This is a genomic window from Elizabethkingia argenteiflava, assembly GCF_009904105.1.
Taxonomy (GTDB): domain Bacteria; phylum Bacteroidota; class Bacteroidia; order Flavobacteriales; family Weeksellaceae; genus Elizabethkingia; species Elizabethkingia argenteiflava.
This window is the reverse complement of the sequence record NZ_JAAABJ010000606.1, coordinates 1-5,944: the sequence shown is the minus strand read 5'-3', so window position 1 is coordinate 5,944 and position 5,944 is coordinate 1. Positions and strand designations below refer to the sequence as shown.

The window sequence follows — 5,944 nt, the reverse complement described above, 5'->3', positions numbered from 1 at the left end:
TTCAAAAGTACCCAGGCGGTCACGACCAGTTTCTAACTCAAATGAGCCAGCACTTAGACTACGCACGGGCTTCTTCGTTTTACCGTTCTTACGGTTAATTTGCTCGTTAAGTTTATCTTGAGCAAGGTGGTATTCAAGCTAACCGCACATCATAGATTCCAGAAAGTGATTCACCATTGGAGACAGAACCCCATCGGTGACAGTCTTTTTTTTTCCAGAATAAAGACCCGCAATAGCCTCCTTCTTAAAAGACTCAAAGTCAAATTCTTCTTGTGCCATAAAATATTATATTTAAAGATAATGTTTATGACACAGTTCGCGATACACCCTCAGGGATTAATATTTAATTTTTCTTTGAGTACTTCATAGGGAGTTTTCCCTTTTAAGTCAGCATTAGGTCTATGCGAATTGTATAATATTTCCAATCTCTTTTGCATAATTGAGAACTTTTAATTTTCTACGTATATCTGAAATTGCTTTTAAATTCATGATAGGCTTTTGCTTTTCAATTTAATAATTATTTATAAATCCTCAATCTAAGTCCTGACTTTCATATTTTATGAAAAACTCTGATACCAAAATATGATTTTTTGCGAAATTTTAGAAAAGGCGTTATTCAATTTTTTCTAAAATAAAATCTCCATATAAAGAATTTATTTTAGCGGAGTTAGACCTTCCTGTATATTTTATATTTCCTTGGAGATTATAGCAATTTAGCACCTAGGGGAACATCTCCATCAGGAACACACAAGTATACCCCTCCATGTTCATCATAGAGACCAGTAACCAGACATTCAGATTGGATATTTGCTATTTGTTTTTTTGGTAGATTTACAACGGCCAATATTTTTTTCCCAATAAGATTATCCTCTTGGTAATTCTTGACTATTTGAGCACTACTTTTTTTAACTCCAATTTCTTCTCCGAAATATATATGTAAAATATAAGCAGGTTTTTTAGCCTTGACAAAATTTTCAACCTTAATGACTTTACCTACGCGTATCTCTATTTTTTCAAAATCTTTCCATTCAATTTCTTTCATGTTGTATATTGTTATAAATCAAATGATACTTGATAATCAGCATAGCTTTTTAATGAATCATATTCATATGAAACGCGACCTTTAAGAGCAGGCTTCTTGTAAAAAAAATCAACATATCTCTAATCGCTATATCTGTTTCTGTTTTTACAGGGGTTAGACTGTGTTTTCTTTCATGGTCCACAATTAGCAAAGTGTGTAGAAAGTCCCAATGCTGATCTTTTGACAAGATATAATTTGGATTAGAGTCCTCACATCGCGTTCCGTTTATTTCCTCCAATAGAATGGATGAGATTTATAGCGCTATCTTTTGACATGTTTTTTGTGATTAAGTAAAATGGTCATTGTGTGATCTACCCCATCAGTATGAACCCCTTCTAATGCAGGTTCACCTATTAGAATAGGAGTAGTAATTGTCCTTAAATTAAAAACTGTTGATATCCATTTTTCAGATTGATAATCTAAAAAAGGTCTTTCTTTAGACGTTACACCTTCAATCATCATTTATTTAAATCTTAGCAAGGATTGAAAAGCCGTGTTAGTTGTTGTTTCTTGCAATCCATAAAAATTTCTTACTTTCCCAGAGTCATGTCTCACAAAATCCTCTTCAGCTGAAAGTACGAATGAATGAAATTCTGTTCTATATATTTTTTTGTTCTCGTAAACCAATCTTCCATTTCTGGATTCTCTAAAATTTAGAGTGGAGTCTTTTTTTAATAAATTACTCGTTTTCCTTAATGCATTTAGATCATAATCACTGGTACCAAGACTTTTCATATTGCAATAATTTTTTTCTTCTTTAATAAAATAGCCCTTTTTCTTTCGTATTCTTCTTTTAAATCTTTTAAGCAAGGGATGTTTTTGTTTTAATTGAAATCATGTGTTTTTTAATGTATTAACAATTTGTGTAATTTTTTTACGTGTTATTCTATCATATACTATGGTATGTTTTTTCCCCCCCCAGTCCAAAGCTCTTCGTTATGCTCACAACTTATTTCTTGTCTTTAAAGACAAATTTTATGGTAGGTTAAATATTCTAAAGAAATAAAGTAAATAAAAAAACTTTCTTATTATAGTACTATCTAATAAAACACTAATTTTATAAAAAAATCTGATACCAGGATATGATTTTTCGCAAAATTTCACAAAAGATGTTATTCAATTTTTTCTAATATCAGATCTGTATATAAGGAATTTATTTTAGCTGTGTTGATTTTATATTTCCTTAGAGATCATACCTAAAAAAGAACCTATGAAATACTAAAAGATGGGCATACCAAATAAAATATATCAATCCAAGAAGAAGCATACATAAATTTGTAAAGAGATGGAGCTAAACTAAAACACTAACCTTGTAACCTTTTAAAAAATATATAGACACATTCCGTATAAAGTTTATAAATTAATTATTAAATTATATTATGAAGAAACTTACAACAAGTTTGTTGGTAGCCGCTTCCGTGCTTTTTGCAGGAGAAGCGATAGCGCAAAAAACTAAAAAATCAAAGCAACAAGTTACAGGCTCATCATTGATGAAAAAAGAGGAAGGGCTAAATCTGGAAAATATGGACACAAATGTCCGGCCACAGGATGATTTTTATAATTATGTGAATGGGAGCTGGATGAAAACCGCCAAAGTTCCATCCGATAAAGTGAGATGGGGATCTTTTGAAAAATTAGCGGAAACTACGGAGCACCAATCTCTGACTATTTTAAATAATATATTGAAAAACACTTACCCTCAAGGAAGTGAAGGGCAAAAGATCCAAGATCTCTACGGGAGTTTTATGGATATCAATAAAAGAAATGAGAAAGGCCTAGAACCTATTCAAGCTGATTTAAAAAAAATAGATGATATTAAAGATCTGAAGGATCTACAGGCTTATCTTAAAGAATCTACTCTTCGGGGATTCAATCCTTTTTATGAATGGTCTGTTAGTGCTGATTTGAAGAATTCTAAAATGAATGCAGTTTATATGTATGCTGCAGAGTTGGGCTTAGGAAGAGATTACTATCAAAAAGATAACCAATCAAATAGTAAAACCATTGCAGAATATCAGAAATACATAGCGGCTATACTGGAGACTATAGGTTATACAAATTCTTCTGAAACCGCTAAAAATATCTTTGATTACGAAAAGAAGATGGCCAAGTCTTTGCTAACCTTGGAGCAGATTAGGGATGCGAATTTGGGATATAATCCTCAGAACACTTCTCAGTTAAAAAATATAGTGAAGCAGGTAGACTTGCCAGATTATCTAAAAACGGTAGGCGTTAATACCGATACGGTTATCATTGGTGAAATTAACTACTTCAAGAATTTAGACACTTTCCTTACGGAAAAAAATATTCCCCTTATCAAGGATTATATCAAGTTTCATTTGGTCTCTTCTCATGCGGATCGTTTAGATCAAAAACTAGATAATCTTAAGTTTAATTTTTACAATAAATACCTCAGAGGACAAAAAGAGCAACGCTCAATGGAGAAAAGAGGACTCTCTCTTATCAATGCCGTTTTAGGGGAGGCTTTTGGTAAACTTTATGTGGAAAAATATTTTCCACCACAGTCTAAAACAGAAATGTTAAACCTCATCGATTACCTCAAGAAAAGTTTCGCCAAACATATCAATGAACTGACTTGGATGTCTTCGGAGACCAAATTGAAAGCTTTGGAGAAGTTACATAAATTCAAAGTTAAAGTAGGCTATCCGGATCATTGGAAGGATTATTCCAAATTAGAGCAGATTTCTGTTAAAAAGGGAGGAAGCCTTTACGACAATCTTCAGAAAGTTGAAGAATGGGAATATCAGCGAAGATTGGAAAAAATAGGAAAACCTGTAGATAAAACCAAATGGTCGATGTCCCCTCAGACGGTAAATGCTTATTACAATCCTTCCAATAACGAAATAGTATTTCCGGCGGCTATACTCCAACCTCCTTTTTTCAATTTAAAAGCCGACCCTGCTGTTAATTTTGGAGGTATAGGTGCCGTGATTGGCCACGAGATGTCACATGGTTTTGACGATAGTGGTGCCGATTTCGATGGGGATGGTAATCTCAAAAATTGGTGGTCAGAGACAGATTTAAAGAACTTTAAGGCGGCTACCTCTAAATTAGCAGAGCAATTCAGTGCATATCAACCCTTTCCGGGAGTTCATATTAACGGTTTATTTACCAATGGTGAAAACATTGGAGACCTAGGAGGCGTAAGTGTAGCCTATGATGCATTACAGCTGTATCTTAAAGACAAAGGGAATCCGGGTAAAATAAGTGGATTTACCCAAAATCAACGCTTTTTTATGTCCTGGGCAACGATATGGCGGACATTGTCTACAGATGAGTATAAGGTTAATCAAGTGAAGACCGATCCACATTCACCAGGTTATTACAGAGCCTTTGGACCATTAATCAATGTAGACGCTTTTTATAAAGCTTTTGAGATTAAACCAGGAGACAAGCTTTATAAAGCACCGGAAGACAGAATTAAAATCTGGTAAGTTCAGATAATAAACCGCCACTTTGTATAAAGTGGCGGTTTTAGCCTGATGACTTCTGAATCTAAGGGTTTAAGATTACCCCTTTTTATACTAATTAAACCTAAGTTGAGAGTTTTTAAAACAAGTTTTGTTATTCTGGAAACATTCGAATATCTATTTTTGAGAAATATTGCGTATTTCTTTTATGACATTCAAAAATTGGTATTGCTAAAATTAGGATAGATTTTTTACTAAAAAAATGATGGATTTTCAGGAATCTTCAAAGATACAAATGTAAAAATTGTGGATTTAATTTTACAGTATATAAAAGAGGGGGTGAATATTCAAAAACAATCAGAAAAAAGGCTCTTCAACTTTATCTTGAAGGCTTGGGCTTTCGCTCAATCGGCAGGATTTTAGACGTTAGCAATGTAAGTGTTTTGGGCATTGTTAATAAAACATTATATATATGATTAGCAATACGATAATACCATAGGAATTTTGCAATTCTACCAGTCGGTTATAGGAAACGGTTTGTGGAAAATCCCTTTTCATATGCCTTTGAACATAGCCCAGATAAAAATGTTTCAAATTTCTGATATCTCTATAATGGAATAAAAATCATAATAGTTATTACTTCGCTCTGTGACAAACCAAATCTCCTTTTTCCGATATTTCGTGTTTCTAAGAAGTGTTATTTTGAAATTTGGTTGAATTCTTTTAAAAAAAACTTATCAATATTTATCTAAAAAACTTACTATATTCACAAAATATAGTAGGTTTTTTAGATGATTAGATATATTAAATTTTCTGCTTTTCTTTTTAAATAATTCTTTATTTATTAAATCGAATTCACGTTAAAATAAATTATTAAAGATCACTCTTTCTTGGAAGAATAAGTAAAATTATAGCGCTTAAAAGTGTTAAAATAAAAATAATTACAAATATTAAATTATTCAATTTATAAAAACCAATAAAGCTTACAAAAACCGCGGCTATAATGCACTGCATAAATCCAGAAATTGCAGATGCAGAACCTCTATTATTAGAAAACTTATTTGAGATTTCTGACATATATTTAGGTAGTATTAAGCCAATACCCAAGTTAAAAATTAATAAAAAAGAATTAGTTAAAAAAAGTAATTTATTTTCATATGAGAAATATAAAGTAATACAACTTAAAATAATAATAAAATGGGCAATCATAAAAATAGAATGATCTTTTATTTTAACTATTAATTTACCATTTAAAACATTTCCTAAAAGATATCCAATAACCATAAAAACAAAAATATTAGAACTACCCGTGGTTCATTTAGGATAAAAAAAAGGGAGCTGCTCATTATTAGATTAATAGTCTAACAAACGATTAAATATGAACAGCTTTACCGCAAATTATGAAAAAATATTAGAGATACTGATAACAATT

5 protein-coding genes and 2 pseudogenes are annotated in these 5,944 nt (G+C 31.6%); 1 reads left to right on the top strand and 6 read right to left on the bottom strand.

Annotation, left to right across the window (positions count from 1 at the left end; translation table 11 throughout):
- Positions 1-138: 138 nt before the first annotated feature.
- From GNY06_RS10195 to GNY06_RS15280, 4 genes and pseudogenes are all read right to left on the bottom strand, one after another.
- Positions 139-279 (bottom strand): hypothetical protein, encoded by a 141-nt coding sequence (locus GNY06_RS10195; RefSeq protein WP_166519978.1) that lies wholly within the window; start codon positions 277-279, stop codon positions 139-141.
- Between the two features lie 424 nt (positions 280-703).
- Entirely contained in the window at positions 704-1,042 is a 339-nt protein-coding gene (locus GNY06_RS10190) for a tRNA-binding protein (protein ID WP_166519977.1), read from the bottom strand.
- Positions 1,043-1,091: 49 nt separating this feature from the next.
- On the bottom strand, positions 1,092-1,268 hold the full coding sequence (locus GNY06_RS15285) for a 2OG-Fe dioxygenase family protein (protein WP_394350839.1): 177 nt from the start codon (positions 1,266-1,268) through the stop codon (positions 1,092-1,094).
- Positions 1,269-1,342: 74 nt separating this feature from the next.
- Positions 1,343-1,816: pseudogene (locus GNY06_RS15280) on the bottom strand (2OG-Fe dioxygenase family protein).
- A gap of 644 nt (positions 1,817-2,460) precedes the next feature.
- Here GNY06_RS15280 and GNY06_RS10180 point away from each other — a divergent pair.
- Complete coding sequence (locus tag GNY06_RS10180; protein ID WP_166519976.1) at positions 2,461-4,536, top strand: M13 family metallopeptidase; 2,076 nt, start codon at positions 2,461-2,463, stop codon at positions 4,534-4,536.
- A 480-nt stretch (positions 4,537-5,016) separates the two neighbouring features.
- Here the strand turns inward: GNY06_RS10180 and GNY06_RS15775 are convergent.
- Both GNY06_RS15775 and GNY06_RS10175 read right to left on the bottom strand, forming a co-directional pair.
- Positions 5,017-5,182: pseudogene (locus tag GNY06_RS15775) on the bottom strand (IS982 family transposase); the annotation flags it as partial.
- Positions 5,183-5,385: 203 nt separating this feature from the next.
- Complete coding sequence (locus tag GNY06_RS10175; RefSeq protein ID WP_166519975.1) at positions 5,386-5,796, bottom strand: multidrug effflux MFS transporter; 411 nt, start codon at positions 5,794-5,796, stop codon at positions 5,386-5,388.
- Between the last annotated feature and the right edge of the window lie 148 nt (positions 5,797-5,944).

Bases quoted from the DNA above. Each gene is read 5' to 3' on its own strand.
- GNY06_RS10195 (WP_166519978.1), bottom strand. From the start codon at position 279: ATGGCACAAGAAGAATTTGACTTTGAGTCTTTTAAGAAGGAGGCTATT.
- GNY06_RS10190 (WP_166519977.1), bottom strand. From the start codon at position 1,042: ATGAAAGAAATTGAATGGAAAGATTTTGAAAAAATAGAGATACGCGTA.
- GNY06_RS10180 (WP_166519976.1), top strand. From the start codon at position 2,461: ATGAAGAAACTTACAACAAGTTTGTTGGTAGCCGCTTCCGTGCTTTTT.
- GNY06_RS10175 (WP_166519975.1), bottom strand. From the start codon at position 5,796: ATGGTTATTGGATATCTTTTAGGAAATGTTTTAAATGGTAAATTAATA.